Below are 25165 nucleotides of genomic sequence, written 5' to 3' on the forward strand. Positions count from 1 at the left end.
CAAAACGCCAACACTCGACGCTCAGTCATCGATTCGCAGCCCCACCTTGATCGTCACCTGCCAGTGCAGGACCTCGCCGTTCTCGATATGCCCGCGCGTCTCGGTCACTTCGAACCAGTGCATATTGCGCAACGTCTTCGAAGCCTTGGCCAGCGCGACGCGCACGGCGTCGTCGCTCGATTGAGTCGAGGAGCCGGTGAGTTCGATCTGCTTATAGACGTGATCCGACATGCTGTTCTCCTTGTGGTGTGCTCGGACTGCGATCCAGCAAGGCGCGCGCCACGGCGCAGCAAGGCTGCCGTGTCACGCAGGAGACATCGAATGCAAAATGCCGGCGTTCAACGCAGCGGACGCGAAGCGGCGTCGCCTGCATCCTGACGGCGCGTGCCGCGGCGTCTGCGAGCCGAAACGGTCGCGCCGAATTCGCTCAGAATCTGCGTGCGGGCGCGGCTCGCGAAGACAAGAAAGCCGAAGCCGTTCGCCTCATACCAGTAGCCGCCGTTCTCGAGCCCGTCGAGCGGCTGCTCCAGCGCATTCGTGATGGATTCGACGCAGCGCCGGTGCAGCTCGTCGATGGCCGGATAGGGCGGCTGGGCGCCGCGCACGCTGCACAGCAGGACATCGAGTCCTGGCAGCGCATGGGCATACAGCACCGGTTCGTCCTGCGCGCGAGCGCGTGCAATCTTTGTATCGAGCTGGCCGAACGGCTTGAAATGCCTCAGCACGGCGAGAAACGACTCATCGCCATCAGCCTTCACGCGTCTACGCTTTTTCGGGAAGGACATAAAAACTCGCCTGAAAAAGAATTGCAAGAAACGCAGCGTCCTCATGCGGCCACTCCCGTCTTGCGTGCCGCACGTCGATCTTTTATAGCGCATCGATGTGATCGGGTCACGGTGATTCGGGCCTCCGGAACGCGCGATCGGCAAAATTGCCGACAGGCGTCAGAAGCGCACGAATCGTGCCGATGACCCGTTGGCGGCCCGCTGGCATCCCCTCGGCATTTCCTATGGGTATCTATCTGACATCTGTCTCAATAATAGTCCTGCTGCGAGCCGCGCGAACAGACTTCGCGAAGAAAAAAAGCGCCCATGCTAACGAAAGGCGGATAGCGTGCCCTAAAGCGGGGCTCTCACGGCCCGTTCGTGCCGCTGGACGCACTTGCTGATCTAGACGCGCGGCGTCCTTTTGAGTTCATCGCGGATTTCGCGCAGAAGCAGTACGTCTTCGGGCGGCGCGGCGGGCGCCGGCGTTTCGGTGGGCTTGCGCAGATTGTTGATGAACTTGACCATCAGAAAGATGATGAATGCGAGGATGATGAAGTTGATCAGCACGGTGATGAACGAGCCGTAGCCGAAGACCGCGACGCCTGCGGTTTGCAGATCCTTGTACGAATCGGGATTGCCTTTGAAGGTCGGCGGTATGTGGCCGAGCCGGATGAAGAGATTCGAGAAATCGAGCCCGCCTGTCGCGAGGCCGACGACCGGCATAATCAAATCCTTGACGACGGAGTTCACGATAGTCGAGAACGCGCCCCCGATGATGACGCCGACTGCGAGGTCCATGACGTTGCCCTTGAGGGCGAAATTCTTGAATTCCTCGATCATGCTCATGCGGGGATTCCTCCTTTTCAGGTCCGAAACGATTGTTGTGAGGGTGCGGCGGGCCACGAGCGCGCGCCGCTGCATCGAGCGCGAGCAGTACTTACGCACGCCGTGCGTTTTGCTCGCAGGCAAGGCAATGATAGTCAATCCAGTGGCGCGTCGCGCGGCGAGTGACTGCGTGGGCGACACGTACGGCTACGCGGCCTTAACGCGCCCCACGCTGATCGCCGCGCAAAAGGCCGCGTGATCCGCGACGGTCTGAGCGCCGTATCGCTCGGCCCAGACCGCGTAGGCGGCGTCGAGCTTGTCTGATGAGCCGCAGTAGCCCGCGATGAGCGCGGGGTCGCCGGTGCGCGCATGGGCGCGGGCGAGCAGCAGTCCCAGACACCACGCGTAGAAGTCGAACGTGGCGCCGTGCAGCCAGTCGACGGGAACGGAGCCGCGAATCTGCTTCATCTGGCGTACGTAGAAATCGCGCCCGGCGATGGTCGTCCAGCCGAGCAGCGCATCGGATGAGCTTTGCAGGAGCCGCTGACCATGCACGACGCGCCTGCCCTGATGCCGGAACGGCTCTTCAAGCGGCGGAACGAACGGCGCGGCAGCCGGCACGATGCCTTCCTTCACCTGCATGAAGATCGGGTCGCCGAGCGCGCGGCCGATCAACAGCACGAGATACGCACGCGTGCCGACGCTTCCGACGCCGACCACCCGATGCGCGACATCCACGACATCGTAGCGTTCGAGCATCATGCGCCACTCGCCCGCGATGGTCTGCAAATACGCCCTGAAGCCGTCGATGACGTGATTTTTCTCGGCGGCGTCGAGTTGCGTCAGGATCGGCGGATCGACCTTGAAGCGCCAGCTTTTGCCGGCCGGCTCAGCGACCTTGGCGAGCATCGTCGCGTGCGAGCGTTTCATCGCGCGCTCGACGGTGCGCTCGATCGTGGCTCTTTCGTCGGCGTCGAGATGCGTGGGCGCGTCGATGTGCAGTGCGCTCGCGTAAGAGCGCATCTGCCACAAATCGTACGGGCTCACCTGGCGCAGTTCGTTCATCGTCGTGCGGTACGCCTCGCACGCGGAACGCACGGCGCGCTCGCGGCCTTCCATGTCCACGCTGTTTTCGCGGGCCGCGACGTTGATGCTCGCGGTCAGGCGCTTGAGATCCCATTCCCACGGAGCGACGATCGTCTCGTCGAAATCGTTCAGATCGAACACGACGTCCTGACGCGGCGTGCGAAAGAGTCCGAAGTTATTGATGTGCGCGTCGCCGTCGATCATCACGTTGTGGCCGATCGACGGCGACCTCGACAGATCCCACGCCATGACGGTCGCCGCGCCGCGCAGGAACGCGAACGGCGATTCGGCCATGCGCGACATGCGCAGCGGCACGAGCCGTTCCTGTCGTCCGGCGTTGACGGCGAGCACGCGCTCGACGGGATCGGGGCGGTCCGGCTCGGGCTGCCAGTTCGCGTGGGCTTCGAAAGGGATGGCGTCGCGCAGCGCGCGGCCGGCGGAGCGGCTTTCGTCGGCGGTGCCGCTGGCTTGCGATGTCGTCGGGATGGAGCTGAAGCGCGTGGACAAACGTGCCTCCTTCGGCGAGCGAATGCTGCATGTGCGATGGACAGGCCAGCATACCGCAGATCGCGCGCGGTAACGGGGCGCAACTCGGAAAGCGCTGCTTCGCCGATGCCGGGCACGTGCCTTGCTCTAACCCAATCCGCTTAATGCCGTGCAATGCGGCACCCTTATCCCGACGCATCGCGCGTCATTCTCTGCCGATCATCTCATGCCGAATCAATTCCGCATTGCCGAAGGGTCCCCGTTTCCGCTTGGCGCCACGTGGGACGGAAACGGCGTCAACTTCGCCCTGTTTTCAGCGAACGCGACGAAAGTCGAACTGTGCCTCTTCGACGAGAAAGGCGAAAAGGAAACGCAGCGCATCGAGCTGCCCGAATACACCGACGAAGTCTGGCACGTCTATCTGCATGGCCTCGCGCCGGGCGCCGTGTACGGCTACCGCGTGCACGGGCCCTACGAGCCGGAGAACGGGCATCGCTTCAATCCGAACAAGCTGCTGCTCGACCCGTACGCGAAGGCGCACGTCGGCGAGATGAAGTTCGACCCGGCGCTCTTCGGCTATACGCTCAACGCGGAAGGCGACGATCTGACCTTCGACGAACGCGACAGCGCGCCGTTCATGCAGAAATGCCAGGTGATCGACCAGAACTTCACGTGGACCCATGCGACGCGCGTGCGCGTGCCTTGGGAACACACGATCTTCTACGAAACGCACGTGCGCGGCTTCACGAAGCGGCACCCGGCGATTCCGGAAAACATGCGCGGCACGTTCGAAGGGCTCGGACAGAAGGAAGTGGTCGATTACATTAAGAGCCTCGGCGTGACCTCCGTCGAGTTGCTGCCGATCCACGCGTTCGTGAACGACAGCTATCTGCTCGACAAGGGCCTGACGAACTACTGGGGCTATAACACTATCGGCTTCTTCGCGGCCGATCCGCGCTATTTCTCGCGCGGAGCCGGCGTGGTCGCGGAGTTCAAGGAGATGGTCGACCGCTTGCACGAAGCCGGCCTCGAAGTGATTCTCGACGTGGTCTATAACCACACCGCCGAAGGCAACGAGCGCGGGCCGACGCTGTCGTTCCGCGGCATCGACAACGCGTCGTACTACCGGCTGATGCCGGACCAGACGCGCTACTACATCAACGACACGGGCACCGGCAACACGCTCAATCTCTCGCATCCGCGCGTCTTGCAGATGGTCACCGACAGCCTGCGCTACTGGGTGACGGAGATGAACGTCGACGGCTTCCGTTTCGATCTCGCGACCATTCTCGGCCGCGAGCCGTATGGCTTCGACGAGGGCGGCGGCTTCCTCGACAGTTGCCGGCAAGACCCGATTCTCTCGAGCGTCAAGCTGATCGCGGAACCGTGGGATTGCGGTCCGGGCGGCTATCAGGTCGGCGGCTTTCCGCCGGGCTGGGCCGAATGGAACGACCGCTATCGCGATACCGTGCGCGCGTTCTGGAAGGGCGACGAGGGCGAATCCGCGGAACTTGCGACGCGCATCACCGCTTCGGGCGACAAGTTCAACAAGCGCGGGCGTCGTCCGTGGGCGAGCGTGAACTTCATCACGGCGCACGACGGCTTCACGCTCAACGATCTCGTTTCGTACAACGACAAGCACAACGAGGCGAACGGCGAGGACAACAAGGACGGTCATTCGGACAACAAATCGTGGAACTGCGGCGTCGAAGGACCGACCGACGACCCGGAGATCCGTGCGCTGCGCGAGCGCCAGAAGCGCAATCTGCTCGCGACGCTCCTGTTCTCGCAAGGCACGCCGATGGTCCTCGCGGGCGACGAGTTCGGTCGCACGCAGCAGGGCAACAACAACGCGTATTGTCAGGACAACGAGATCAGTTGGGTCGACTGGGAAGGCATCGACGACGACGGCCGCGCGCTGACCGAGTTCGTGCGCAAGCTGACGACGCTGCGCCACACGCTGCCGGTGCTGCGACGCCAGCGCTTCCTGACGGGCGAAGTCCGCGAGGATATGGGCGTGGCCGACGTCAAATGGCTGAGTCCGAGCGGCGACGCGCTCACGCCCGAGCAGTGGAGCGACCCCGGCATGCGCTGCTTCGGTCTCGTGATCGACGGCCGCGCGCAGGCCACCGGCATCCGCAAGCCGGCATCGGACGCGACGCTTCTGTTGATCGTGAACGCGTACCACGATGTCGTCGATTTCACGCTGCCGGACATTCCCGGCCCTGATCAGTGGAGCTGTCTGATCGACACGAACGCGCCGGTCCGCGAGGAACTGCCGCAGTTCGATTCGGGCGATGTGTATCAGGTCACGGGCCGGTCGCTGCTGCTTTTCGCGCTTCAGGCGCGCGGGGCCACGAAACGCGTGTTCGAGCGGCTGGAAGAAGCGCTGACCGACGAGGTGCCGCCGGAGCAGGGCGACACGCCGTCCGCCAGTTGACGCACGGGCTCCCGCCGATCACGCGGGAGCTTACGCCGATTGGTTATCATGCGATCTTTGCAATCGCAAAAGGCGGCGCAAGCCGCCTCTTTTGTTTCCACGATGCCTTCTTCACGTTCCCTCCCACGCTCCCTCGCATGATCCTGCACACGTTGTTGCGCGTGGCGACGTGGGATCAGCTCGAACGCATCTGGGAATTCGTCGTCGGCTTTTTCGAGTTTCTGTGGGCGCTGCTGCGTTTTCTGGGCGGCGGCTGAAGCGCGCATGCAAAAAAAGAAGGCCCCGCGAGCGGGGCCTTGCTTGCTTGCGGCTCAACGAAGCGCTTCAGGTGTCGCGCCAGTTGTCGTCGTTGCTGCCGAGGTCGAGACCGCCGCCTCCGCCGCCGCTGCCGTCATCCCAGTCGTTCGATCCGTTGCCGAAGTCCAGGCCGCCGCCGTTGTTGTTGCCGAAGTCCAGCCCGCCATTGTCGTTGCCGACGTCGCGGCGTTCGACCGGCACTTCGCGCTCGATCACGCGGTCGCGTCCGTGCGACATGGCTTCGCCGAGCAGCACGCCGGTCAGCAGGCCGCCCATGCCGCCACCGAAGCCGCCGCCGCCTTGCTGGATGATGACGGGCGGCTGCTGCCCTGGTTGCGGCGGATACGGTCCCTGCTGCGGAAACGGCGCCTGCGGACCATAGGGCTGCTGGCCGCGCCCGAAGCGCTCGGCCTCCTGCGCGAACGGCGACTGCCCTTGCGCACTGGAATTCGCCGCATTCGCCGCATTTGGATCCGGCCGGCCTTCGGCGCGCGCCTTCAGGCTCGCCACCTGATTCTCGAGATCCTCGATCGCATAGGGCGGCACCGGGTTCTTCGCGTTCGACAGCGACTCCACCATCTCGCGCAACTGCGTCTCCGCGCCCTCGACGTCGCGCAAAAGCGCCTCATGACCGGGCGCGGTCGAGAGTCTCACGTCCAGCTTCAGCGTGCGCACATCGTTGAGCAATTCGGTCGCGCGTTTAAGCTGCGCGCGGCGGTCGTCTTCGCTGCGGCCGTCGTCACGGGCGCGAGCGCGTCGCAGGCCCCAGCGCAGCACCAGCGCAATCGCCGCAATCAGCACCGCCAGGCCGATCCACATGCCCATCGACGGCCCATGCTTCTGCGGCGCGGCGGCTTGCGCCGGGTTGAACGGATTCAGCGCGACGGAGCCGTTGGAGCCGCGATTGGTCGTCGCATTGGCGCGGTTGGCGTCGCTGCGGATGCGCGCTTCGGTGGACGCGAATCGCGACGGGTCCGTGAAGCTCAGCGACGGATCGAGCGTCTTCGCCTGCTGCAAGTGGGAAAGCGCGTCGCTTGCGCGGCCCTCGCGGTCCAGCACCTGCGCGTACAGATAGTGGGCGTGCGCGTTGTTCGGATGCGCGTCGAGCACTTCGCTCAACTGCGCGTCGGCCTTCTGCCAGTTGCCCTGCGTCATCGATTGCTCGACCTGCTGCGCGGTCGGCACGGCGGCCGATGCGAGCGGCGAGGCGACCGCCAGCGCGAGGGACATCGATAAGGCGAGAGCCGTCAAAGTCTTTTTCATATGCGGGCCGGGCGTTGCGACGCCCGTCTCCATTCGAAGCTGCGATCGGTGATTGCCGTGACATCGCAAGGCGGATACCCGAAAGCGCAAAAGTCCGCGAAGCGACGGCGGCAGCCGCCGGGGTTACTGCGCCGGCGTATTCAGCTGCTTTTTCAGGGCTTCCAGACGGTCTTCCACCGAAGGGCCGCGATTGAGCGCCGCGAGCTTGTCATCGAGCGCCTTGCCGGACTTCTGATCCGCCGAATTCAGGCGCGCGTCGGAGCGGGCGTTCGCGAGCTGGACCTTGTCCTCCAGCTTCTGGAAATCTTCCGACAGATTTCTTCCGCCGATGCCGCCCAGCGCGGTCGCGGCCGTGTCCTTTGCTTGCGCGATCTGCTGCTTCGCCTGAAGGATGTTCGAGCGCGCGTTGAGATCGTTGCGGCGCTGGCGCATGTCGGCGATCTGCTGCTTCAGGTGATCGACCGAAGGCACGAGCGTTTGCAGTTCGGCCGCGAGCGCGTCGCGCTCCGTTTCGGCATTGGCTTGCGCCGCGAGCGCTTCGCGCGCGAGACCTTCGTCGCCGCTTTGCAGCGCGCGTTTGGCGCCGTCTTCGTACTTCTTCGCTTTCTCGGCGGCTGCGTCGCGCTTGCTTTGCTGCGTGGCGACCTGCGCCTCGATCTCGATCAGCGAGTTCTCCGCCTTCGCGATGCTGTCGTCCAGTTCGCGCACGATCTGGCGGGCGTCGCGCGAGGGATCCTGCATGGTGTCGGCGGCATCGTTCAGCAGACCTTTGACGGTGCGCGAAATGGAATCGAAAAGCGACATGTATGTATCTCCTGGAGGAAAACCACGGACCACTAGACCGCGGCTGGCGCGCCGCGCATCGAATGTGAGGCGCCGCGCCCGGAATGCAAGCGCAAGCGCGCGGCATTCACGCGCGGGTTTACCCGTTCATTAGAGCACGTCGCGACTTAATATGGACTTAAGCAAGGTGAAGGAATGTAACGGCTGCGCAGACGCGCGCCGTGAAGAGGGAGGCGTGCCGACGAGCCTAGCCGCCGAGCCGTTCGTCGCCGGTCAGCGAGGCGTCTTCGCCGGCGCTTTCGGTGTCGTCGCGGCTGACGGGAACGCTTGTCGTCGCCACTGTCGCCACCGTCGATGCAGCCGCGGCCGCAGCCTGCGATCGCGCGATCTTGGCCGCGCCCGCGGCGGCTTCGCGCGCCTCGCGGGCCGCTGCCTTGGCGGCCACGCTGCGCAGCGCGACATCGAGCGGATCGGGGGCTTTCGGCGCGCGCAGACGGTCGACGATGCCCGCCACCTTGATCTGCTCGCTCGTCGCGTTGAAGTTGAGCACCGCCCGCCGCATGAGTTCGCTCACGCTGATGCCGAGGTCGTCCGCGGTCTTGTTGATGGCGAGCTTCTGCGCGGGAGTCACGAATACAACGATGCGTTCGGTAGGCTTGGTCGTCATGAGCGGCTCGCAGACAGTAAGGCGATTGCAAACATCGCATGCGCGGTCCCGGCGCCGGGATCGCTCACTTCGTTACCGCAGGTCGTTCGCCGGCGAAAAGCCCCGGCTATACATGTATCCATCATATCGGTTCGCGAGGCGGCTGTGCGTGCTCGCTGTTCTGCAGCGTCCACCGAATGCGCGTCCTGGATCATCGTATGAGCGTGCACGAAAAAACGCGTCCGTTCAATGGCTTGGCTATTTTCTCATAGGGTTGTCCACAAGGCTCTCAACACTTTCTGTGGGTAAGCGCACGTTGTCTTCGGCCCGCTTTTTCGAGCCGACCGGCGGCATTTGCTTACAAAAAATGCCCGCCCATTCTGTAGCGGGCCGCCCGAATTCTTTAAAATGTGCCGTTACTCTTCGGTCGGACCGGCTCATGCATTCGCTCGCCGGTCTTTGCCGCGCTTGCGTTCTTCCACGCGCGCCTTGATCCGCCGCCTGATCCGCTTCTTTCGATACGCCGCGCAGTGCGCGCTACCAAGCGTGCTATAAGGCGCGCCGAACCATCCCAGTCATGCCTATCATCAAACGCCCCGACTCATCGAATTCATCGCGACACGATCGCGAGCCGCGCTGGAACGACTCACGCAACGACTCGGGGGCAGGCCGCGACGGCGGCGGTAGCGGTGGGAACGGCCGCAACGGTGGAAACGGCCGCAACGGCCGCAATGACCGGGACAGGCGCGATGGCGGCCGCTCAGTGTTCGCGCGCATCGCGCTGTGGTTCGCGGGTCTTGCCGCAGTGGCGGCAGTGGTCGGCGCGCTGATTGTGGGCTATGCGCTCGTCGTGATGGAGCCGAACCTGCCGTCGCTCAATGCGCTCATCGACTATCGGCCGAAGGTGCCGCTGCGCGTCTACACGGCGGATCACGTGCTGATCGGCGAATTCGGCGAAGAGCGGCGCAGCCTCGTGCGCTTCCAGGACATCCCGGACCAGATGAAAAAAGCGGTCCTCGCGATCGAAGACTACCGCTTCTACGATCACGGCGGCGTCGATTTCGTCGGCATCCTGCGCGCGGGCGTGACCGACCTGATGCACGGCGGCGCATCGCAGGGCGCGAGCACGATCACGATGCAGGTGGCGCGCAACTTCTTTCTCTCCAGCGAGAAGACGTACACGCGCAAGGTCTACGAGATGCTGCTCGCGTACAAGATCGAGCGCGCGCTCACGAAGGACCAGATTCTCGAGCTGTACATGAACCAGATCTATCTGGGCGAGCGCGCATACGGTTTTTCGGCCGCGGCGCGTGTGTACTTCGGCAAGGACCTGAAAGACATCACGCTGGCCGAAGCCGCGATGCTCGCGGGTCTGCCCAAGGCGCCATCCGCGTATAACCCGGTCGTGAATCCGAAGCGCGCGAAGGTGCGCCAGCAGTACATCCTGAAGCGCATGCTGGACCTCAACTTCATCACGCGGGAACAGTACGATCAGGCCGTCGCCGAGGAAATCCACACGAAGTCGGCGGGCACCGAGTACGGCGTGCATGCGGAATACGTCGCGGAAATGGTGCGACAGATGATGTACGCGCAGTACAAGGAAGAGACCTACACGCGCGGCCTGACGGTGACGACGACCATCGATTCGGCCGATCAGGACGCCGCTTATCGCGCCGTGCGCAAGGGCGTGATGGACTACGAGCGGCGTCACGGCTATCGTGGGCCGGAGGGCAACATCGCGCTGCCGTCGGCGGCGGATGACCGCGCCGAAGCCATCGAAGACGCGCTCGTCGATCATCCGGACAATGGCGATCTCGTCGCGGCCGTGGTGACGGCGGCGAGCCCGAAGCAGGTGAACGTGCAGTTCGTCGGCGGCGAAACCGCGACGATTTCCGGCGAAGGGCTGCGCTTCGTGGCAGCGGCGTTGCGCAGCAATGCGTCGAAGGCGCTCGCGATCCGACCGGGATCGATCATCCGCCTGACGAAGGACGCGAAGGACAACTGGCAGGTCACGCAGTTGCCGCAGGTGGAAGGCGCGCTCGTTTCGATGGTGCCGCAGGACGGCGCGATCCGCGCGCTCGTGGGCGGCTTCGACTTCAACAAAAACAAGTTCAATCACGTCACGCAGGCCTGGCGTCAGCCGGGTTCGAGCTTCAAGCCGTTCATCTACTCGGCGGCGCTCGACAAGGGTCTCGGACCGGCGACCATCATCAATGACGCGCCGCTGTACTTCCCGGCGCCCGCGGGCGGCGAGCCGTGGGAGCCGAAGGACGACGATCAGCCCGACGGCCCGATGTCCATGCGCACCGGCTTGCAGAAGTCGAAGAATCTAGTGTCGATCCGCATCCTGTCGTATATCGGCACGGGCTACGCGCAGGACTTCGTCACGCAGAAGTTCGGCTTCGACAAGGACAAGACGCCGCCGTATCTGCCGCTCGCGCTGGGGGCCGGGCTCGTCACGCCGTTGCAACTGAGCGGCGCGTATTCGGTGTTCGCGAACGGCGGCTATCGCATCAATCCGTATCTGATCGCGCAGGTCGCCGATGCGCGCGGCACCGTGATTTCGCGCGCCGATCCGCTGACCGCGGGCGCGAATGCGCCGCAGACGCTCGAACCGCGCAACGCGTACGTGATGAACAGCCTGCTGCACACGGTCGCGACTTCGGGTACGGGCTCGGGCACCAACGTGCTCAAGCGCAACGACTTGCAGGGCAAGACCGGCACGACCAACGACGCGAAGGACGGCTGGTTCGCGGGCTATCAGCATCAGCTCGTCGCGGTGGCGTGGATGGGTTACGACCAGCCGAAGTCGCTCGGCACGAAGGAGTTCGGCGCGCAACTCGCGTTGCCGATCTGGGTCGAGTACATGGGACGAGCGCTGCGCGGCATTCCGCAACAGCAGATGGCAATGCCCGACGGCGTGACGACCGTCGACGGCGAACTGTTCTATGCGGACCGCACGCCGGGCGCGGGCTTCGTCGCGAGTATCGGTCTCGACAATACGAACCCGATGGCGGGCGATTCGACGACCGCGGGCGGCGTCGGCCCGGCGGGCATGCAGGCGCCGCCGGTGCCGCAAGTCACTACCGACGAGCGCAAGCAGATCATGGACATGTTCAATCGGCCCTGATCGGCTTGCTCAGAAAAAAACGCGCCGTGGCTGGCGCGTTTTTTTTTTTGCGTCGGCGGCGAGTTACTTGCCGACTGTCGCCGCCGATTTCACCGCGCACTCCACGTTGAGCGTGCTCTTGTCGGCGAAGGTGAGGGCGAGCGGAATCGTCGAGCCGATCTTGAGCGGCTTGGCGGGCTGTTCCATCATCAGGTGATAGCCCTTCGGCGCGAATTCCAGCCAGCCGTGCGCGGGCACCTCGACGGTATCGACGGGCGCCATCGTTGCCGTGCCGCCCTTGTCTTCCGATTTGTGCATCATCGTCATGGCGAACGCGGGACTCGTTGCGGCGGTGAGCGTCGCGGGCGCATCGCCTTTGTTCGACACGACGAAGTAGCCCGATGACGGCAGACTCGGCGGCATCGCGCGGACCCAGCAATCATGCGCTTCGAGCGTGGCCGCGTGCGCGGCGCTGGCGAAGACGGCGAATGACGCGCATGCGAGCGCGCCCGAGAGGAATGTGTTCTTGTTCAAAGCGGCCTCACTTGACCGTGAAGTTATAGTGACCTTGCGTGCGATGACCGTCGGCTGCGACCGCGGTCCATTGCACCGTATAAACGCCTGGCGCGAGATCGCCTAGGGCGACGCTCATGTGCTTCTTGTCGCTCGCATCGACGGCCGACTTCGCGGCGTTGACTTGCGTGCCGTGCGCGTCGGTGACGAGGAGCGAACTGAAAGTCGGCTCGACGCGTTCACCGAACTCGATGGAGACTTCGTGCGGCGCGCTGACCGTCGCGCCGGGGCCGGGCTGCTGGAGCTTCGGTAGCGCGTGAGCGAGCGCCAGTTGTGTGGAAGCGGCCAGCGCGAGGCCGAGCACGGTCCGCAATGCGGATTGAAACGTCATGGTGTGTCCTGTCGAAAACATGGTGTCGCGACGCGCCTTATCGCTTTGCAGAGAAGCGGTCCACGCGTGCGGATGTTGAGCGACTCAGCCGAATGCAGGCGGAGCGCGAGGTTGCGCGTTAGCGAAGCGCGAAAGAGGCGACGCGCTGACGGCGTTGCCTGATGGGAAAGCGTCGCGAGGGAAGTGCGCGAAGATACTCGCGCGAACCAAGCTCGGCGGCGCCGGCGCGTGCCCGACGAAGCCGCAATAGCCGCAGGCGTCGAGCGCGCCGACGGCGCTGTGGCCGGCATGGTGCGCCGAGTGGATGTCAGGCGTATCGATGCGCGACGCGCATATCGATGCGAGCAGCGCTTCGAACGGCTCGGCCTTCAGCGTCTGCGATACGACGGGCGCGAGCGAGAGAAGCAGCATCGCCCATACCGCCGCGATGCCGCCGATCTTTCTCATAACGCCGCGCCGCAAGGAATGCATGCCTGTTCCCGAGCCGATAACCGATAACCGCAATAACCGATGCCGCTGAACGGGCGATTATGCCATGCACGAAAGTGCGGCTTTACTGATGCGCCCGGTGCGTAACGAGTCGAATCGACGCAGTGCGTGGGCGTCGTTTCGAGTATTGATCGTCATGGACCGTTGCTTTTCCATAAACGATGCTCTATAATCTTTTCTTCGACGGACGCGGGGTGGAGCAGTCTGGCAGCTCGTCGGGCTCATAACCCGAAGGTCGTAGGTTCAAATCCTACCCCCGCAACCAAATTCAAGGGGTTACAGTGCTTCGGCCTGTAACCCCTTTCTGTTTTTCCGCCGGGTATTTTCTCTAAGCGTCAGTATTCCTATCGAATCGCTCACCACGGCGCGCGCCCGTGTCAAAATCCCGCATTCGACAACAGCCACCACGCTAACGAAGAGGCGCCGCTCATGGACATTCCGCACGACCTGCAAACCATCGCGCATCAGGAAAACACGCTCGTCTTTGCGCAGTTTCACGCCGATCAGGCGTGGCAACTCGGCACGCAATTGCGCGAGATGGCGCTGGCTCGCGATGCTGCCGTGGTGATCGACGTGCGCACCTTCGGTCAACGGCTCTTCTTCGCCGCGCTCGATGGCACGAGCCCGGACAACGCGCGCTGGGCCGAGCGCAAATCGAAGACGGTCGAGCACTTTCGACGCAGTTCGTATGCCATCGGTCTCACATTGCAACAGGCGGGCACCACGCTCGCCGACAAGTTCGGCCTCGATCCCGCGCAGTTCGCATCGCACGGCGGCAGTTTCCCGATCCGCGTCGCGAGTGCGGGCGTCATCGGGTCCGTGACCGTGTCGGGCTTGCCGCAGCGCGGCGATCACCAGATGGTCGTCGAAGCGCTCTGCGCCGTGCTCGGCCATAGCTTCGCGGCACTTTCGCTGGACCATAACTGAAGGTCCGGCCACGCAGGCGAGCGCGCCTTGTCGTTGCGTTGCCGGTTGCGTCTACTTGCACCGCACGATCATCGAACGGTTCTTCACGTTCGCCGAGATCACGTTGCTGATGCCGCCGCCGCTCGGCCCGCCTTCCTCATTGTCCTTCGAGACGATGTCATAGCCCGTCGCGCCGCACGCCTTGCCCGCGAGCACATAGCAGCTCGCCCAGCTCGAGCCCGCGTCCGCGCCGCTGCAATTGACGGCATAGCCCGTCTGGCCATCCGGCAAATTAATCAGCGACGCTTCGTTCGACGACGCGCATGCGCCGAGACTCGCGACCAGTACGATGGCCGCGCTAATGCTCGCCGCGCGCAATGCTTTCGGCATCGTGCTTGCGCACGCCGGGAGTCGGCGCATCGGCCGATCGTTTCGATTCATCTTTTCCTCGTTGTGTTCGTAGACGCGTATTTTCGGATGAGCATTGTCCCATAGGGCGCTTGCGTGACGCCGAGCGCGCGGGCACGAAGCAGTGCGGGCGCAATGCTTGCGATGCCTGAATCGACGAACTCGCTTCATCGATCACGGCCCGATGAGCCGTGAACTATTTTCCGGGTCGCGCGCCTTATGCTACTGAGCATCGGTTCGATTTGCCGTCGAACGGACGATGGAGCGCGGCCGAGCACACATCCCGGAACACATACGGAGGCAAGGGAATGGTCGACAGAGTGACGGGCCCGTATCGAGGCTATTACATCAGCGCATCGGCGCGGCTCGTTCCGGCGCACGACGCGAAGCCGGGTGAGCCCGGCACGGCAATCTACGTCGGGTCCGTGAGTCTTGCGCAGAACGGCCCGGACGAGCCGCGTCACTTCGAGGCGCTGGTCGATCTCGGTCCCGAGCAGCGCTTCGCCACCGAAGACGAAGCGCTCGCGAGCGTCGAGAAGGCAGCGCGCGATTACATCGACCGATTGCTGCAACCGACATGATGCGCCCGATCCATCTTCGCCATGCGGTGCTCTACGATATCGCGAACTGCCTCGTCGACCTGTTTCCGATCGGCGCGGACATCATCGAGATCGGAGGCGGAGCCGACGTTGCGCCGGCGCTATTCGTGAGCTGGCGCACGGGCGGGGTGGCGAATCATGCGGGCAATATCGGCTGGGGCGTGCATTACCGCTTCGACGCGCGAGTGCTGCGCGACTATCCGCCTTTGTCGGATGAAGCGCGGCAACGCGTCTGCGAGCGCGTGCGCGACATGACGCGCTCGCTCGACTTCAACTACGCCGACCCGCTCGCGAGCTCGCTGCTCGTCGTCGACGTGAACGAAGACGTGCTCGATCCGTGAGGTGCCTGCGCGCCGCGCCGCTGGACCCGGCGGCGCGAGCGCGAGTACCATAGACCGCGAATCGATTCACGCGCACGCCAGCGATACAGTGCCGCGTACCGAACCGAGTGCGTCAACCTCATCGCGTGCGGGCGCAGGCACCGCCTGCTGCTCGCCGCCCGATCCACGAGAGTCTCATGAACATTCGTTTTCTTTCCGACGCGCCCGATTATCGCGATTCCAATCTCACGATCGAATTCGCCGCGCTCGTCGATGGCCGACGCGTGCCATGCGCCATTTCCGTCGAAGCGCTCGAAGACCACTTCGGCGCGAAGACCTTCGACAGCGCAGGCTGGATCGACGCATTCGATGCCGGCCGCGCCCGCATTGAAGCGGTGGCGCGCGAACATCTGCAGGTCACGCAGGGCATGCCGGTGCTGCTGAAAAGCGGCCACTTTCCGCCGGGGCGGGTGATCGTCGAATAGCGGCGGCGCACCTAACCGCTTCGAGCGTGTAATTGACCGTCCAACCGCGCCTGAGAAGGCTGCGCCCGCTTTCCCGCGGCGCAGCAACGGAGTAAGATCCTGTCATTCTGCCGCTTGCGATGCGATTCGCACGGCATGTCACTTGCTCACCAGTCTGTGTATGCGTTGAGCAGCCATTATAAAAATCGCGCGGGGTCGTCATGTTTCATTCCTTTCTTCACGCGCTCGTCGAGTCCAATGCACTGTGGCTCATCTGGGCGGCGGTCGGTGTCCTGATTCTGGGCTTTTGCATCGTGTTTTCGTCGGTCGTGCTCGGCGACTCGGAGGAGCCGCTGTATCGCGCGGCATCGGGATCTCGCCGCGACGACGACGGTCCGATGATCGTCTGACCGTCTCCGGTCCGCGAGTCCGCCAGTACGCGGCTCGTCTTCGAAAGCGGCATCAAAACGGGCGGAGCCGACCATGCCTCGTATGAGTGTCGACGACGCGCCCACGCGCCAGTCACGACATAAGAAGCAGCAGCGCGACGCGCTGCGCGAGCGCATACTCGAAGTCTCGCGCGGCATTGTCAAAAGGGAAGGGCTCGCGTCGCTGTCAATGCGCAAGCTCGCGGAGGCGATCGATTACTCGCCCGCCGCGCTGTATCTGCATTTTCGGAATCGCGGCGAGATCGAGCGGGCGTTGCGCGAAGAAGGGCATGCGCAACTGCGCGCGGCGTTCGAGCCGCACGCGAGCATCGCGGATGCTGCTGCGCGCCTGAGAGCGATCGGCCGCGCCTATGTGCAGTTCGGACTGAACGAGCCGGAAACGTACCGCCTGATGTTCATGGACCATGCGAACACGAACGCCAACAGCGCGAACGTGTCGGACGACAGCGCCGCCATGCTTTCGCTGATAGCGGACGCCTTTCTGGAACTACAGGCAGCGAACCGGCTCGTAAGGCTGCCGTCCGGCGCGGCTGCGACTGCCTGCGCGCAGGCTTTCTGGGCGAACCTGCATGGCATCACCGCGCTACAATTGAACGGCGCGGCAAGCGCCGACGTCGCGGCGAGAGAACTCGTCGAGTTGTCGCTCGATGCGTGGCTCGCCGCCTGCTGAGTGAAGTGACCGTACGAACCGTTTCGACTTCTCGACACGATGACCACCGAAGACATTCGTATTGACACCGCTAACGGCATCGGCTTCATTGCGCTCGATCGCCCGAAAGCGTTGAACGCGCTGACGCCCTCGATGCTGCACGCCATCGGCGAGGCATTGCGCGCGTGGCGTCACGATCAGGCGATTCGCGCCGTAATCGTCTACAGCCCGCATGTGCGCGCGTTCTGCGCCGGCGGCGACATCCGTTTCCTCTATGAAGCCGCGAAGGCCGGCGACCGCGATTCGATCGACGCCTTTTTCACGGAAGAATACAAGCTCAACCACGCCATCTTCACGTTTCCGAAGCCTTATGTTGCCGTGGTGAACGGCGTCGTGATGGGCGGCGGAATGGGCATTTCGCAGGGCGCGCATCATACGGGCGGCCTGCGCATCGTCACGCAATCCACGAAGATGGCCATGCCGGAAACGCGCATCGGTCTCTTTCCGGATGTCGGCGTGAGCTGGTTTCTCGCCCGCGCGCCCGGCGCGATCGGTCGCTATCTCGCCGCCACCGGCGCGAGCATCGGCCCGGCGGATGCGCTCTATGCCCGCCTGGCCGACGCGTATCTCGACGACGGCGCGCTGCCCGGCCTGATCGAATCGCTGCGTCATCAGCGTTTCCTGGATGGCGTCGCAATCGTGCGCTTTGTCGAGAACGAGACCACGAAGTACAAGGTGTCGCCGATCCCTGATACGAGCGCGCTCGCCGAGGCGCGCACGCTCATCGACAAGCATTTCGCCGCCGGCAACGGCGCGGCCATTCTCGCTTCGCTGGAGCGGGACGCGGATGCATCCGGCAACGAATGGCTGCGTGCCACGGCGGCCGCATTGCGCGAGCGTTCGCCGCTCTCCGTCGATGTGTCGCTTCAGCAGGTCGACCGCGCGCGCTTCTCGACGATGGCCGAAACGCTGCGTCGCGATCTCGATCTGACGCGCTCCGTGTTCGAGCGGGGCGACGTGCTGGAAGGCATCCGGGCGCGCATCGTCGACAAGGACAATCAGCCGCAATGGAAAGTGGCGCGCGCAGAAGACGTGCGGCCCGATGACGTCGAGCGCATGTTCGACAGCGCCTGGACGCCGGCGACGCATCCGCTGCGGTCATTGAAGGACTGATGGAAGCGGCCGCTTGGCCGCTTGTGCCTGCGCTTGTGCTTGTCTTCAGGCGGTCTCGCTGCCCGCCATGAAAGCGCGCATGAACACCAGCGCGCCCCAGCCCCAGATAGCGTTTGCGATGAAGCCCGGCGCGAGGCGCGGCAGCATGTTGCCGCTCGGCCAGATGCCGCGCGCCGGATCGATCACGAAAGCGCTGACCGCCGTCAGCACGATGCCGCCGAACACGAGCGCGCCGATCCACGGCGCGCGGTGTTCCGGCGCGACGCGCAACAGCCACGCCATCAATACGCCGAACACGGCGCTCCACAACGCATTGGCGATGAATTCCGGAATGCCGAGCGGCAGGAACGGCGCGGTCGAGAAGCCGGCGGCGTCGATCATTCCGGCTGCGTGCAGCAGCGCGAGCGTCGATTCGCGAAAGAAGAGTGCGGCGAGAAAACCGGAGACGAACGGCAGAATGAGTTTATGCATTGGCTGGACCGCTGGCGGGCGAGAACGCGGTTCGCGCGAAAATCGGGACGAGCGCCATTATAGGGGCGCGCGCCCGCCAGCCGGAGCCGATGCCTACTTCGCGATGGCGTCGCTCGCGGGACTGTGATGCAGCATGCGGTCGCTGTTGGGCGGCGGCGCGGGGCGCTTGACCGGCATGTTGTCGGGATTGTCGGGGCGCGCGGCGCTCGTTGCCGGCGAACCGGGCGCGCTGGGCGGCTTGACCATGGACGCGCCTTCGTCCGGTCCCGGTCGCGCGGTTTGCGCCTGTGCGGCGAACGCCGCGCACAGCAGCGCAGCGGCCGCGATCGATTTGCTTTTCATGTCAGTCTCCGCGAGGCTCGACGCACGCGGGCGTCGCATGTTCGGTGTGACAGCCGGCGCGGGGAAAGATTCGGGATGCGCGCCCAGAACCGCCCATTGCGCGCTGCGGTAAAATCGCGGATTAGCTGAAACAGACGTCTGCCATGTCCGCCGCTTCGAAAACCAGTCCCCGCCGCGTGTCCGTCGCTCCCATGATGGACTGGACCGACCGCCATTGCCGCTCGCTGCATCGTATGGTGTCGCATCACGCGTGGCTTTACACCGAAATGGTCACGACGGGCGCGCTGCTTTACGGCGATGTCGCGCGTCATCTCGCCTTCACGCCGGCCGAGGCGCCCGTCGCGCTGCAACTGGGCGGCAGCGAACCGGCCGACCTCGCGAAGAGCGCGAAGCTCGGCGAACAATGGGGCTACGACGAGATCAACCTGAACTGCGGCTGCCCGTCTGAGCGCGTGCAGCGGGGCGCGTTCGGCGCGTGCCTGATGAAGGAGCCGGAACTCGTCGCCGACTGCGTGAAGGCGATGCGCGATGCGGTGTCGATTCCGGTGACGGTCAAACATCGCATCGGCGTCGATGCGGTCGAGGACTACGCGTTCGTGCGCGATTTCGTCGGCACGGTGGCGCAGGCGGGCTGCGACGTGTTCATCGTCCATGCGCGCAATGCGATCCTGAAGGGCCTGAGCCCGAAGGAGAACCGCGAGATTCCGCCGCTCAAGTACGACTACGCGTACCGGTTGAAGCGCGACTTCCCGCATCTCGAGATCTCGATCAACGGCGGCATCACGACGCTCGACGAAGTGGAGGAGCACCTGAAGCATGTCGATGGCGTCATGCTCGGGCGCGAGGCGTACCACAATCCTTATGTGCTCGCGGGCGTCGATACGCGGTTCTACGGCGCGACGACGCCGGTGCCGACGCGCGAAGAAATCGAAGCCCAGTTGATCGACTACGCGCGCGCCGAACTCGCGCGCGGCACGTATCTCGGCGCGGTGACGCGCCATGCGCTGGGGCTATATCGCGGCGTCGCGGGCGCGCGTGGATGGCGGCGCACGCTGTCGGACAGCCGCCGGCTTGCGAAGGGCGACCTGAGCATCTTCGACGAGGCGCGCGCGTACTTGCGCGAAGCGGCGGAAGCGGTGGAGTCCTGACCGCACGCGTCGGTCGTAAAAGAATGCTCAAGAGGGCTAGGCAAGCAAATACTTTGTTCGTATAATCTCGCTTCTCGATTGGCAGGCAATCTTGCTAATACGAGAAGTAGTAAAGCGAAGTAGCAAATCAGCAGTTGTCAGCGGTGGCTGTAGCTCAGTTGGTAGAGTCCAGGATTGTGATTCCTGTCGTCGTGGGTTCGAGTCCCATCAGCCACCCCAAAGAATTCATACGAAAAGCCCGGTCATCGCGACCGGGCTTTTTGCTTTTCCGCCGCTAAACACAGCCCCCGCACCGTGCTAGCATCAACGCACCACCACCCCGAACGAACGACCACGGAGACAGCTATGGCTACTTTGGCGATCGACGGCGTGCGTTGGGTCAACGACCGCGTGACCAATGTGCGCTGGGGCAGCTTCGATTCCGCCACGAACGACTGGACGGCGCCGACCGCCATCGTCGACGTCCATCAAGTCGTGGACGCCATCAAAAGCGGCAAGGAAGTGCGCACGCTGTTCAGGCTAGGCGGCCGCACGTTTCTCGGACCCAAAGTCACCGCACTGCCGTACTCGAACGGCCACGTGGGCATCGAGGCGCGCGTGCAGGAAGGGCAGATCGAGAAATCGCTCGAAGACTTGCCGCACGTCTGAATCTGGTTTGAGAGGAAGGCGTTGAATCGCGAACAGGCGCACAGGTTCGAAACCGAAATCATGCCGCGCATCGCCGAGGGCGTGGCCCGCGTGGTCGATGCTAAATTGCGCGTCGAAATCGTACCCGGCGGCAGTCCGCGCGAGCCGGCGCGGCTGCGCGTGAGCGCGCCGCCCTCGGATGATGGCCCGCGCTCGCGGCGTTATCCGTTCGACATGAACGTCTTCCTGACGTGGGACGACGAAGAAATCGAGCGATTGCTGCGTCCCGGCGGCGAAGCACGCTTGCAGCGTTATCTCGACGCGCTCGGCGACAAGCTGCGCGCATGGCAGGACGCCCGCGAAGTGGATGTACCGACGCGCTCGCAGGCGGAGCCGTCGGTGCTGCTCGGCGGGCTCGACTTCGAGGCGTGAGCGCCGCGCCTTGTCGGAAGTACCCGGACGAACGTGGAGGATCAGATGGCATCGTCGAATGAAGGCAAGCTGCGTGCATTCGTGCAGACGGCGGAACAGGGCGGCGGGTTCGTGTGGGTCATCACGCTCGTCGATTTCGCGGCGGGCGAGGTCAAGCGCGCGTTGGTGTCCGAAGACAACTTCGCCACGGCCGACGCCGCGCGCGATGCCGGCAACGATCGCCTGAAGGCGATGTCGAACGATCGGTAGCGGCACGGTCAGCGGCGCGCGAGGGGGTATGGCCGAGCATCAACGAGAAGACACGGACGAGGCGCGAGAAGCACGTTTCCGCAGCTACGAAGCGGCCGGCGAAGCGTCCATACGCGCGCAACTCGACGCGGCGCCCTCCGCCGACCCCGAAGCGGCGCACAAGCGCGCATGGCTGCACGCGAAGGACACGGCGCGTCAGGACGAGCAGTTCCGGGCGATGTTCGCGTCGGTGTCGTCGGCCAACGACGCCGCGCAACTCGCTCGCGAATCCGCGGAGGCATCGCGCCGGTCGGCGTTCTGGACGATGATCGCGGCACTGGCGGCGACAGCCGGCGTGATCGTCAATGCGGCGATCGCGCTCGGCTGGCTGGATTCACTCAGACGCTAGGGGTGAGGCGAAGCCTAGATGGTCCACCACGCGCGCACGGTCGGCTCGCCGTCGAGCGCGCGCAGGAAGTCGTCCGCGAAGGCGTCGCTGGCGGCTTGCCATTCGGGCGTGCCGGTCGGCAGGTCATCCGGATTCTTCAGCCCGCGGGCATGGCGGATCACGGCGACGGCTTCGCTCAACGCGGCGAGGGATTCGAGACTTTGCAGATTCATACGCGGGTTTACGGCGCAAGGGCGCAAACCTTTAACCTGGTTCGATCTTGCAAGCCCGTGGAACCGGGCGACCTTTCCGAGGCGCCAAGCCGGCAGCCGTTCCGAACCCTGGAACTGTTGGCAGTCTTGAAAGCGTTCCAAAGCTTCCGAGCCTTTGATGCCTGGCGACCTTTCCAGAGCTTCGAACCAGCAGCCGTTCCGAACCCATGAACCGCTCGGACTCTTGTAAGCGTCCCCGCCCGTGCGAGCCTTGCAGGACACCAACGCTTCCAGTTCTGCAAGGCTCGCATTGCGCGCCTCTCACGCGCCTAACGCTCCGTAGCCTTCCCTCTGACATGCCCCGAAACCAGCGCGCCTGCATCCTTCGGAAGACGCCACAGATCGATCACACCCAGAGCCCCGATCAACGCCACGATCAGGAACGCCACGCCGAAATCCTCAGGACCGATGGAGTGCGCATCATGCCCGTGCAGCCACTCGCCGATGCGCAGCGCGATCGCGCCGGCCGCGACGCCCACGCCCATCGACATCTGAAACAGCGTGCTGGATAGCGCGGAGGCGCCGCTCATCTGCGTCTTCGGCACGTCGGCGAAGCTGAGCGTATTGAGCGCGGTGAATTGCAGCGAGCGCGACAGGCCGCTCACGAACAAGACGACGACGATGGCGAGCGTGGGCGTCGAAGGCGCGAGCAGGCTCATCGCGGCAAGCGAGAGCGCGGCGATGAGCCCGTTGACCACCAGCACCGGCCTGAAGCCGAAGCGCCGCATGACGGGCGTGGTGACGAGTTTCATCGCCAGATTGCCGGCGAAGACGGAGAGCGTGAGCAGTCCCGACATGAACGCGTTCATGCCGAAGCCGACCTGGAACATCAGCGGCAAGAGGAACGGCGCGGCGCTGATCGCGATTCGAAAGAGCGACCCGCCGCCCATCGCCACGGCGAAGGTGTGCACCTTCAGCGCCGACAAATCGACCACCGGCTGTGTCGCTCGCATCAGATATCGCCACGACGCGATGCCTGCCGCCGCGCCGACAGCGACGAGCGCGCCGATCATGCTCCACGACGCGTCGTTGCGCCCGATCAGTTCCATCGCGTAGAGCAGCGTCGTGCAGGCGATGCCGCACAGCACGAAGCCCGCGAAATCGAAGCGGCGGTTCGCGTCTTCGCGCACGTTGTCGATATGGCGCAGCGTCAGCAGCAAGCCGATCAGACCGAGCGGCACGTTGAGATAGAAGATCCAGCGCCAGGACGAATACGTGGTGATGAAGCCGCCGAGCGGCGGTCCGATCACCGGCGCGACGAGCCCCGGCCAGGTGATGATGGCGATCGCGCGCATCAGTCCGTCCTTCGGCGTGGCGCGCAGCACGGCCAGGCGGCCGACCGGCACCATCATCGCGCCGCCGATGCCTTGCAACACCCGCGCCGCGGCGAACGCCGGCAGCGTGGACGTGGCGCCGCACAGCACGGAGGCCGCCGTGAACACCGCGATCGCGCTGCCGAACACGGTGCGCAGCCCGAAGCGGTCGGCCGCCCAGCCGCTGATCGGAATGAAGACGGCGAGCGTCAGAAGATACGCGGTGATGCCGAGGCTCATGTCGGCCGGATGCACGCCGAACGAGTGCGCCATCTGCGGCATGGCCGTCGCGATGATCGTGCCGTCCAGGTTCTCCATGAAGAAAGTCGCGGCGACGAGGGAAACGATCAGCGACGAACCGGGCTTCGCTTCGTCGGACTGGCTGGGCGTCGTGGAGGATGACATCGGCTGCGTGGTTTGTCGTTGGAAGACGTTTTCGGTAAGCCATATCAAGCGAACTGCAAGCCCGGGAACCGGTTCCGCTGCATCGCTAAGCCCTGCATTCTATCGGCGGAGCAGACCTCGCGCGCCTATGGTAGCTTCTGCGCTTGCCGGCAATGCCGCCGTTGAACCGCGCCAGCAGGCGTCAACAAAAAGGAACGAAGCGATGAAGTATCGGAAACTGGGCGATTCGGGCGTCGACGTGAGCCTCATCGGGCTCGGCACCATGACCTGGGGCGAGCAGAACACCGAGAGCGAGGCGCACGAGCAAATCGACTATGCGCTTGCGCAAGGCGTGAACCTGATCGACGCCGCCGAAATGTACCCGGTCCCGCCGCGCCCCGAAACGCAGGGCCGCACCGAGGAATACATCGGCACGTGGCTCGCGAAGAACGCGGGCAAACGCGGCGATATCGTGCTCGCGACCAAGATCGCCGGGCCCGCGCGCCAGCCGCACAATCCGCGTCACATTCGCGGCGCGGGCAACCAGTTCGACCGCAAGAACATCAACGAGGCGATCGACAGCAGCCTCAAGCGCCTGCAGACGGATTACGTCGACCTGTACCAACTGCACTGGCCGGACCGCAGCACGATGACCTTCGGCCGTTCGGCGTATCCGTACATCGACGACGAATACACGGTGCCGATCGAGGAAACGCTCGTCGCGCTCGGCGATCTCGTCAAGGCAGGAAAGATTCGCTATGTCGGCGTGTCGAACGAAACGCCGTGGGGCGTGTCCCAATTCCTACGCGCAGCGGAGAAGGCCGGGCTGCCGCGCATCGTCAGCATTCAGAATCCGTACAGTCTCGTGAATCGTACCTACGAGTTGGGCTTGTCCGAATTCACGCACAAGGAAGGCATCGGTCTGCTCGCGTATTCGCCGCTCGCGTTCGGCTGGCTCTCGGGCAAGTACGAGGGCGGGGCGCGTCCGGCCGGCGCGCGCATCACGCTCTACGAGCGGTTCCAGCGTTACAGCAAGCCGCAAGCGATCGCCGCGACGTCGTCTTACGTCGAACTGGCGAAGCGCCACGGTCTGAGCCCGACGCAGCTCGCGCTCGCGTTCGTCAACACGCGGCCGTTCACGACGAGCACGCTCATCGGCGCGACGTCGATGGCGCAGTTGCAGGAGAATATCGCGAGCGTGGACATCGAACTGTCCGATGAGATTCTGGCCGAGATCGAGGCGCTGCACGAGCGCCAGCCGAATCCGGCGCCGTGAGTCGGGCTATGAATCATAGGCATGATTCGGGCCGCCGCGCCGCGAATGTGTCAGCATTGATGTTCAAGCACTTTAGCGGCTCAGAAGCCGCATGCACTATCCGGGCGATGCGCCTTCGTTGCATCGCGTCGCCCGGCTGAAACACCGAACGCGCATCCGAATACCGCGCGTTCGCGTCCTGCCGAAAGCCGCCGCGCCAGCATGAAACGGCTGCGCGCGGC

Annotated in this window: 30 protein-coding genes and 2 tRNA genes; 17 read left to right on the forward strand and 15 right to left on the reverse strand. The window is 64.4% G+C overall.

The annotated features are described in order from the left end of the window. Window positions 1–21: 21 nt before the first annotated feature. The 4 genes from LDZ24_RS06150 to LDZ24_RS06165 all read right to left on the reverse strand — a co-directional run bounded on the left by LDZ24_RS06150 (window position 22) and on the right by LDZ24_RS06165 (window position 3185). Window positions 22–231, reverse strand: a complete 210-nt coding sequence (locus tag LDZ24_RS06150) for a dodecin (protein ID WP_175940183.1) — start codon at window positions 229–231, stop codon at window positions 22–24. A gap of 107 nt (window positions 232–338) precedes the next feature. Next, on the reverse strand, window positions 339–830 hold the full coding sequence (locus LDZ24_RS06155) for a hypothetical protein (RefSeq protein ID WP_206468060.1): 492 nt from the start codon (window positions 828–830) through the stop codon (window positions 339–341). 339 nt (window positions 831–1169) lie between these two features. Beyond that, on the reverse strand, window positions 1170–1613 hold the full coding sequence (mscL, locus tag LDZ24_RS06160) for a large conductance mechanosensitive channel protein MscL (protein ID WP_248322135.1): 444 nt from the start codon (window positions 1611–1613) through the stop codon (window positions 1170–1172). A 186-nt stretch (window positions 1614–1799) separates the two neighbouring features. After that, window positions 1800–3185: a DUF2252 domain-containing protein gene (locus LDZ24_RS06165; protein WP_248322136.1), complete on the reverse strand. Its 1386-nt coding sequence runs from the start codon at window positions 3183–3185 to the stop codon at window positions 1800–1802. A 205-nt stretch (window positions 3186–3390) separates the two neighbouring features. Here LDZ24_RS06165 and glgX point away from each other — a divergent pair, with 205 nt between their 5' ends. Beyond that, on the forward strand, window positions 3391–5604 hold the full coding sequence (glgX, locus tag LDZ24_RS06170; RefSeq protein ID WP_248322137.1) for a glycogen debranching protein GlgX: 2214 nt from the start codon (window positions 3391–3393) through the stop codon (window positions 5602–5604). Window positions 5605–5928: 324 nt separating this feature from the next. Here the strand turns inward: glgX and LDZ24_RS06175 are convergent, their stop codons facing one another. The 3 genes from LDZ24_RS06175 to LDZ24_RS06185 all read right to left on the reverse strand — a co-directional run bounded on the left by LDZ24_RS06175 (window position 5929) and on the right by LDZ24_RS06185 (window position 8614). Further along, window positions 5929–7164: a tetratricopeptide repeat protein gene (locus LDZ24_RS06175; RefSeq protein WP_248322138.1), complete on the reverse strand. Its 1236-nt coding sequence runs from the start codon at window positions 7162–7164 to the stop codon at window positions 5929–5931. 123 nt (window positions 7165–7287) lie between these two features. Further along, complete coding sequence (locus LDZ24_RS06180; RefSeq protein ID WP_248322139.1) at window positions 7288–7968, reverse strand: PspA/IM30 family protein; 681 nt, start codon at window positions 7966–7968, stop codon at window positions 7288–7290. 226 nt (window positions 7969–8194) lie between these two features. Next, a complete protein-coding gene (locus LDZ24_RS06185; RefSeq protein WP_248322140.1) occupies window positions 8195–8614 on the reverse strand; it encodes a hypothetical protein in 420 nt (139 codons plus the stop codon). 556 nt (window positions 8615–9170) lie between these two features. Here LDZ24_RS06185 and LDZ24_RS06190 point away from each other — a divergent pair. Continuing rightward, on the forward strand, window positions 9171–11723 hold the full coding sequence (locus LDZ24_RS06190) for a penicillin-binding protein 1A (protein WP_248322141.1): 2553 nt from the start codon (window positions 9171–9173) through the stop codon (window positions 11721–11723). A 63-nt stretch (window positions 11724–11786) separates the two neighbouring features. Here LDZ24_RS06190 and LDZ24_RS06195 read toward each other — a convergent pair whose 3' ends face one another. From LDZ24_RS06195 to LDZ24_RS06205, 3 genes are all read right to left on the reverse strand, one after another. Then, the gene (locus tag LDZ24_RS06195) at window positions 11787–12236 is read right to left on the reverse strand and encodes a copper chaperone PCu(A)C (RefSeq protein WP_248322142.1); all 450 of its coding nucleotides are present in this window, start codon (window positions 12234–12236) and stop codon (window positions 11787–11789) included. A gap of 7 nt (window positions 12237–12243) precedes the next feature. Then, window positions 12244–12606, reverse strand: a complete 363-nt coding sequence (locus LDZ24_RS06200) for a copper resistance protein CopC (protein ID WP_248322143.1) — start codon at window positions 12604–12606, stop codon at window positions 12244–12246. An 84-nt stretch (window positions 12607–12690) separates the two neighbouring features. Then, complete coding sequence (locus LDZ24_RS06205; RefSeq protein ID WP_248322144.1) at window positions 12691–13053, reverse strand: DUF2946 domain-containing protein; 363 nt, start codon at window positions 13051–13053, stop codon at window positions 12691–12693. 230 nt (window positions 13054–13283) lie between these two features. Between LDZ24_RS06205 and LDZ24_RS06210 the strand changes: the two genes are divergently transcribed. Together LDZ24_RS06210 and LDZ24_RS06215 are read left to right on the forward strand one after the other, a co-directional pair. Beyond that, a tRNA-Met gene (locus LDZ24_RS06210) sits at window positions 13284–13360 on the forward strand. Between the two features lie 164 nt (window positions 13361–13524). Beyond that, window positions 13525–14022 carry a heme-degrading domain-containing protein gene (locus tag LDZ24_RS06215; RefSeq protein ID WP_248322145.1) on the forward strand — a complete coding sequence of 166 codons (498 nt, stop codon included), beginning with the start codon at window positions 13525–13527 and terminating at the stop codon, window positions 14020–14022. Window positions 14023–14073: 51 nt separating this feature from the next. On the opposite strand, the gene LDZ24_RS06220 is transcribed toward LDZ24_RS06215, so the two are convergent. After that, the gene (locus LDZ24_RS06220; RefSeq protein ID WP_371747409.1) at window positions 14074–14391 is read right to left on the reverse strand and encodes a hypothetical protein; all 318 of its coding nucleotides are present in this window, start codon (window positions 14389–14391) and stop codon (window positions 14074–14076) included. Between the two features lie 326 nt (window positions 14392–14717). Between LDZ24_RS06220 and LDZ24_RS06225 the strand changes: the two genes are divergently transcribed. The 6 genes from LDZ24_RS06225 to LDZ24_RS06250 all read left to right on the forward strand — a co-directional run bounded on the left by LDZ24_RS06225 (window position 14718) and on the right by LDZ24_RS06250 (window position 18063). Next, window positions 14718–14990, forward strand: a complete 273-nt coding sequence (locus tag LDZ24_RS06225; RefSeq protein WP_248322147.1) for a hypothetical protein — start codon at window positions 14718–14720, stop codon at window positions 14988–14990. Beyond that, a complete protein-coding gene (locus LDZ24_RS06230) occupies window positions 14987–15349 on the forward strand; it encodes a hypothetical protein (protein WP_175940209.1) in 363 nt (120 codons plus the stop codon). The genes LDZ24_RS06225 and LDZ24_RS06230 overlap by 4 nt, the downstream gene beginning before the upstream one ends. A 176-nt stretch (window positions 15350–15525) precedes the next feature. After that, window positions 15526–15813 carry a DUF1488 domain-containing protein gene (locus LDZ24_RS06235; RefSeq protein ID WP_248322148.1) on the forward strand — a complete coding sequence of 96 codons (288 nt, stop codon included), beginning with the start codon at window positions 15526–15528 and terminating at the stop codon, window positions 15811–15813. A gap of 200 nt (window positions 15814–16013) precedes the next feature. Continuing rightward, a complete protein-coding gene (locus LDZ24_RS06240) occupies window positions 16014–16202 on the forward strand; it encodes a hypothetical protein (protein WP_175940211.1) in 189 nt (62 codons plus the stop codon). Window positions 16203–16275: 73 nt separating this feature from the next. Next, window positions 16276–16911 (forward strand): TetR/AcrR family transcriptional regulator, encoded by a 636-nt coding sequence (locus LDZ24_RS06245; RefSeq protein ID WP_248322149.1) that lies wholly within the window; start codon window positions 16276–16278, stop codon window positions 16909–16911. A gap of 39 nt (window positions 16912–16950) precedes the next feature. Further along, window positions 16951–18063 (forward strand): enoyl-CoA hydratase/isomerase family protein, encoded by a 1113-nt coding sequence (locus tag LDZ24_RS06250; protein WP_248322150.1) that lies wholly within the window; start codon window positions 16951–16953, stop codon window positions 18061–18063. Window positions 18064–18108: 45 nt separating this feature from the next. Here the strand turns inward: LDZ24_RS06250 and LDZ24_RS06255 are convergent, their stop codons facing one another. Together LDZ24_RS06255 and LDZ24_RS06260 are read right to left on the reverse strand one after the other, a co-directional pair. Further along, a complete protein-coding gene (locus LDZ24_RS06255) occupies window positions 18109–18534 on the reverse strand; it encodes a hypothetical protein (RefSeq protein WP_248322151.1) in 426 nt (141 codons plus the stop codon). 93 nt (window positions 18535–18627) lie between these two features. Then, window positions 18628–18876, reverse strand: coding sequence for a hypothetical protein (locus LDZ24_RS06260; protein WP_206468074.1), 249 nt, complete (start codon window positions 18874–18876; stop codon window positions 18628–18630). A gap of 143 nt (window positions 18877–19019) precedes the next feature. Between LDZ24_RS06260 and dusA the strand changes: the two genes are divergently transcribed. From dusA to LDZ24_RS06290, 6 genes are all read left to right on the forward strand, one after another. Beyond that, window positions 19020–20024 (forward strand): tRNA dihydrouridine(20/20a) synthase DusA, encoded by a 1005-nt coding sequence (dusA, locus tag LDZ24_RS06265; RefSeq protein WP_248322152.1) that lies wholly within the window; start codon window positions 19020–19022, stop codon window positions 20022–20024. 143 nt (window positions 20025–20167) lie between these two features. Continuing rightward, a tRNA-His gene (locus LDZ24_RS06270) sits at window positions 20168–20243 on the forward strand. 126 nt (window positions 20244–20369) lie between these two features. Then, on the forward strand, window positions 20370–20672 hold the full coding sequence (locus tag LDZ24_RS06275) for a hypothetical protein (protein ID WP_206468076.1): 303 nt from the start codon (window positions 20370–20372) through the stop codon (window positions 20670–20672). A gap of 21 nt (window positions 20673–20693) precedes the next feature. Further along, window positions 20694–21083 (forward strand): DUF5594 family protein, encoded by a 390-nt coding sequence (locus LDZ24_RS06280; protein ID WP_256465386.1) that lies wholly within the window; start codon window positions 20694–20696, stop codon window positions 21081–21083. A gap of 45 nt (window positions 21084–21128) precedes the next feature. Then, the gene (locus tag LDZ24_RS06285; protein WP_248322154.1) at window positions 21129–21332 is read left to right on the forward strand and encodes a hypothetical protein; all 204 of its coding nucleotides are present in this window, start codon (window positions 21129–21131) and stop codon (window positions 21330–21332) included. Window positions 21333–21360: 28 nt separating this feature from the next. After that, window positions 21361–21720 (forward strand): hypothetical protein, encoded by a 360-nt coding sequence (locus LDZ24_RS06290; RefSeq protein ID WP_248322155.1) that lies wholly within the window; start codon window positions 21361–21363, stop codon window positions 21718–21720. A 14-nt stretch (window positions 21721–21734) separates the two neighbouring features. Here the strand turns inward: LDZ24_RS06290 and LDZ24_RS06295 are convergent, their stop codons facing one another. Together LDZ24_RS06295 and LDZ24_RS06300 are read right to left on the reverse strand one after the other, a co-directional pair. Beyond that, complete coding sequence (locus tag LDZ24_RS06295) at window positions 21735–21932, reverse strand: hypothetical protein (RefSeq protein WP_248322156.1); 198 nt, start codon at window positions 21930–21932, stop codon at window positions 21735–21737. A gap of 308 nt (window positions 21933–22240) precedes the next feature. After that, window positions 22241–23689 carry an MFS transporter gene (locus LDZ24_RS06300; RefSeq protein WP_248322157.1) on the reverse strand — a complete coding sequence of 483 codons (1449 nt, stop codon included), beginning with the start codon at window positions 23687–23689 and terminating at the stop codon, window positions 22241–22243. Window positions 23690–23891: 202 nt separating this feature from the next. On the opposite strand from LDZ24_RS06300, the gene LDZ24_RS06305 reads away from it, so the two are divergent. Then, window positions 23892–24944 (forward strand): NADP(H)-dependent aldo-keto reductase, encoded by a 1053-nt coding sequence (locus LDZ24_RS06305; protein ID WP_248322158.1) that lies wholly within the window; start codon window positions 23892–23894, stop codon window positions 24942–24944. The last annotated feature ends 221 nt before the right edge of the window (window positions 24945–25165 follow it).

This window comes from Caballeronia sp. Sq4a (assembly GCF_023170545.1).
GTDB lineage: Bacteria > Pseudomonadota > Gammaproteobacteria > Burkholderiales > Burkholderiaceae > Caballeronia.

Excerpts from the sequence above, each read along its gene's own strand:
- LDZ24_RS06150 (WP_175940183.1), bottom strand. The coding sequence starts at position 231 with ATGTCGGATCACGTCTATAAGCAGATCGAACTCACCGGCTCCTCGACT.
- LDZ24_RS06155 (WP_206468060.1), bottom strand. The coding sequence starts at position 830 with ATGAGGACGCTGCGTTTCTTGCAATTCTTTTTCAGGCGAGTTTTTATG.
- mscL (WP_248322135.1), bottom strand. The coding sequence starts at position 1,613 with ATGAGCATGATCGAGGAATTCAAGAATTTCGCCCTCAAGGGCAACGTC.
- glgX (WP_248322137.1), top strand. The coding sequence starts at position 3,391 with ATGCCGAATCAATTCCGCATTGCCGAAGGGTCCCCGTTTCCGCTTGGC.
- LDZ24_RS06175 (WP_248322138.1), bottom strand. The coding sequence starts at position 7,164 with ATGAAAAAGACTTTGACGGCTCTCGCCTTATCGATGTCCCTCGCGCTG.
- LDZ24_RS06180 (WP_248322139.1), bottom strand. The coding sequence starts at position 7,968 with ATGTCGCTTTTCGATTCCATTTCGCGCACCGTCAAAGGTCTGCTGAAC.
- LDZ24_RS06185 (WP_248322140.1), bottom strand. The coding sequence starts at position 8,614 with ATGACGACCAAGCCTACCGAACGCATCGTTGTATTCGTGACTCCCGCG.
- LDZ24_RS06190 (WP_248322141.1), top strand. The coding sequence starts at position 9,171 with ATGCCTATCATCAAACGCCCCGACTCATCGAATTCATCGCGACACGAT.
- LDZ24_RS06200 (WP_248322143.1), bottom strand. The coding sequence starts at position 12,606 with ATGACGTTTCAATCCGCATTGCGGACCGTGCTCGGCCTCGCGCTGGCC.
- LDZ24_RS06205 (WP_248322144.1), bottom strand. The coding sequence starts at position 13,053 with ATGAGAAAGATCGGCGGCATCGCGGCGGTATGGGCGATGCTGCTTCTC.
- LDZ24_RS06215 (WP_248322145.1), top strand. The coding sequence starts at position 13,525 with ATGGACATTCCGCACGACCTGCAAACCATCGCGCATCAGGAAAACACG.
- LDZ24_RS06220 (WP_371747409.1), bottom strand. The coding sequence starts at position 14,391 with ATGCCGAAAGCATTGCGCGCGGCGAGCATTAGCGCGGCCATCGTACTG.
- LDZ24_RS06225 (WP_248322147.1), top strand. The coding sequence starts at position 14,718 with ATGGTCGACAGAGTGACGGGCCCGTATCGAGGCTATTACATCAGCGCA.
- LDZ24_RS06230 (WP_175940209.1), top strand. The coding sequence starts at position 14,987 with ATGATGCGCCCGATCCATCTTCGCCATGCGGTGCTCTACGATATCGCG.
- LDZ24_RS06235 (WP_248322148.1), top strand. The coding sequence starts at position 15,526 with ATGAACATTCGTTTTCTTTCCGACGCGCCCGATTATCGCGATTCCAAT.
- LDZ24_RS06240 (WP_175940211.1), top strand. The coding sequence starts at position 16,014 with ATGTTTCATTCCTTTCTTCACGCGCTCGTCGAGTCCAATGCACTGTGG.
- LDZ24_RS06245 (WP_248322149.1), top strand. The coding sequence starts at position 16,276 with ATGCCTCGTATGAGTGTCGACGACGCGCCCACGCGCCAGTCACGACAT.
- LDZ24_RS06250 (WP_248322150.1), top strand. The coding sequence starts at position 16,951 with ATGACCACCGAAGACATTCGTATTGACACCGCTAACGGCATCGGCTTC.
- LDZ24_RS06255 (WP_248322151.1), bottom strand. The coding sequence starts at position 18,534 with ATGCATAAACTCATTCTGCCGTTCGTCTCCGGTTTTCTCGCCGCACTC.
- LDZ24_RS06260 (WP_206468074.1), bottom strand. The coding sequence starts at position 18,876 with ATGAAAAGCAAATCGATCGCGGCCGCTGCGCTGCTGTGCGCGGCGTTC.
- dusA (WP_248322152.1), top strand. The coding sequence starts at position 19,020 with ATGTCCGCCGCTTCGAAAACCAGTCCCCGCCGCGTGTCCGTCGCTCCC.
- LDZ24_RS06275 (WP_206468076.1), top strand. The coding sequence starts at position 20,370 with ATGGCTACTTTGGCGATCGACGGCGTGCGTTGGGTCAACGACCGCGTG.
- LDZ24_RS06285 (WP_248322154.1), top strand. The coding sequence starts at position 21,129 with ATGGCATCGTCGAATGAAGGCAAGCTGCGTGCATTCGTGCAGACGGCG.
- LDZ24_RS06290 (WP_248322155.1), top strand. The coding sequence starts at position 21,361 with ATGGCCGAGCATCAACGAGAAGACACGGACGAGGCGCGAGAAGCACGT.
- LDZ24_RS06295 (WP_248322156.1), bottom strand. The coding sequence starts at position 21,932 with ATGAATCTGCAAAGTCTCGAATCCCTCGCCGCGTTGAGCGAAGCCGTC.
- LDZ24_RS06300 (WP_248322157.1), bottom strand. The coding sequence starts at position 23,689 with ATGTCATCCTCCACGACGCCCAGCCAGTCCGACGAAGCGAAGCCCGGT.
- LDZ24_RS06305 (WP_248322158.1), top strand. The coding sequence starts at position 23,892 with ATGAAGTATCGGAAACTGGGCGATTCGGGCGTCGACGTGAGCCTCATC.